Below are 2,340 nucleotides of genomic sequence, written 5' to 3'. Positions count from 1 at the left end.
AGATATTATCATGCACTATTTTTTCTATGATAATATTAAACATATTTTGCCTTTATATTGTACTACTAATTTTGCTTTGATGCCTTTGCAGCGGCTATTCGCTGTTCCCATTCTAAGCCTGCTTTTTTCATATCTATCCCTGCCGCTGATAAATAATTATTGATTCTACCTTTGTATTTTCCAAACCAAGCATGTTTTTTTTCTGACGATTCCGCATCCATCGCATGCTCACGAGCTTCTGTAAGATATGCTAATATCTGCGTCTTTTGCTCGTTAGTCAGATTTGGAAGCATCTCTTGATAACCTTTATATGTAATAGGTAAAACTCTATATGTCATGCCGTCTTTTACCATCTCCACTTGACTAGCTGAAAGCTCTTTAGATAATTTTTTTAGGTATTCTCCATGTAATTTATCCATCGCTACATTAGCTTCTGCCTCTGCTTGTTTTATATCAGCTTCACTTTTCACTTTATCATCTTTGGCTATTTCTTTGGCTAATTTTAGCTTCAAATTCCTAGCTTCATGTATTTGATTTAAATCACTGTATTGTTGACTGATAATATCTCTCACTCTGATGCTTGCGTCTGTATTCGTTAAACCAAGAGTAGCTACAATTTTAGTGGCTCGGTCAGTAATCATTTTTACATAATTAGCATCTTTTTGCTCTTTCGTCTGTACATCCTGAGCCCAAAGCATTGTTGGTGTTGAAATAATCAACATCACTAAAACCATCATTTTTCTTCCTATTCTTTCCATTTTAATATTTGATAAAGCTGTTGTTTTCTGTACTAATTTATCATCTCTATTTCTTGAAGATAAAAATCTATTTCTACACAGACTAATCCTAAAATTTTCAATTTTCTACCATCCATTCCCGTTATGCAGTAAGTATATATTCTACTTTCAATGCTTTTAGAAATTACAGAGAAAATGCTATAATAAGTTTAAGCCTTCGTAATCATTATAATATATTATCTTTTAGAGAAATGGGATATTACTAGATTTGAATACAAATTTCATCAATCAAAAAGGACTTTTAGTGTAAATTTTTACCAACTTAGTATATGATATTGTCATAATTTAACTATGAATTATTATATTTGATGCTTTAAAGCATAATTTCAAGGAATTTTCGTTCTATTCCTTGTGCATTATAATAGTTCAACTCTTTATCAAAAAAATTATTTTAAATAAAATATATATTATAAATGAAGCCACTTTTTCATAAAGTTCCTGTAAAACCCGAAAGCTCATTCAGCATTCGTCATGATATAAGGCCGAACTTTGATACTATCTGGCATTATCATCCAGAAATCGAATTACACTATATCATTAAGGGTGAGGGCGTTCGTTTTATTGGTGATAATATCAGCAACTTTTCTTATGGAGAAATCGTTCTTATTGGTGAAAACCTACCTCATACCTGGCGATGTAAGGAAGAATATTTTGAAAACAATCCCGACCTTTGTGTTGAGGCAATTGTCATTCATTTTTTACCAGATTGTTTAGGAAAATACTTATTGACTTTGCCAGAAGTCTATATGATTCCTAAATTATATGAGAAAGCAAAAAGTGGAATGGTTATTGGCGGCGAAGCTCGCGAGAAAGTAGCGAAGTTGATGCTAGAAGTAACCAAGGCAAGTAATCTTGAAAGAATAATATTATTGTTATCTATTCTGAATATCCTTGCCGAAACAGATGAATATACTACCATTGCTACTGACCATAGTTTTTATCAGTCAAACGAATCGGATACTATTCGCTTGAATAAGGTGTGTACTTATACGTTATCAAACTATAAAAAAGATATTACGCTAGAAGAAATTTCTGCTATTAGCAATCTTAGTGTTACATCGTTCTGCCGTTATTTTAAGTTGATGACTAAGAAAACTTATTATGACTTCCTCATTGAAATCAGGATAAGTCATGCTTGCAGGGCCTTGGTAGAAGATAAACTGCCCACAGAAGTCATTTGTTTTGATTGTGGTTTTAATAATGTTTCAAACTTTTATAGACACTTCAAAAAAGTAACTGGCATCACTCCGTTGGAATACAAAAGAAAATATTTAACTCAATAAGAAAAAACCAAAAAGTAAAGCAGTTTAATATGCTATCAATAAATACTGTTAAACTGCTTATTTTTACCAACTTACATCGTTTGCTCGTCAAATTTAAACGCCTGAGAAGTCCATAAAAAAATAAAAGCATATCTTTGTTAAGAATTTCAGTCCTATGCATGAATTAATCGGCAATATAATACCTGCTTTATTTTACATCTCCCTCCTACTCTGCTTATTTTCTGTTTTATCCTAATCTTATTTCTTTATCAGAATTACTA

At 31.5% G+C, this 2,340-nt stretch carries 2 protein-coding genes; one reads left to right on the top strand and one right to left on the bottom strand.

Going from position 1 to position 2,340, the window contains the following annotated elements; all coding sequences use genetic code 11:
• Positions 1–65: 65 nt before the first annotated feature.
• Entirely contained in the window at positions 66–758 is a 693-nt protein-coding gene (locus AC07XN_RS24085; RefSeq protein ID WP_309917111.1) for a DUF3826 domain-containing protein, read from the bottom strand.
• 452 nt (positions 759–1,210) lie between these two features.
• Between AC07XN_RS24085 and AC07XN_RS24080 the strand changes: the two genes are divergently transcribed.
• Complete coding sequence (locus AC07XN_RS24080; RefSeq protein WP_323248470.1) at positions 1,211–2,080, top strand: AraC family transcriptional regulator; 870 nt, start codon at positions 1,211–1,213, stop codon at positions 2,078–2,080.
• Positions 2,081–2,340 lie beyond the last annotated feature (260 nt).

The sequence above is a fragment of the Arcicella sp. GW458-12-2-14-TSB2 genome, assembly GCF_059423785.1.
Note: the sequence above shows the minus strand (reverse complement) of the source record. Positions and strands in the feature narration are given on the sequence as shown.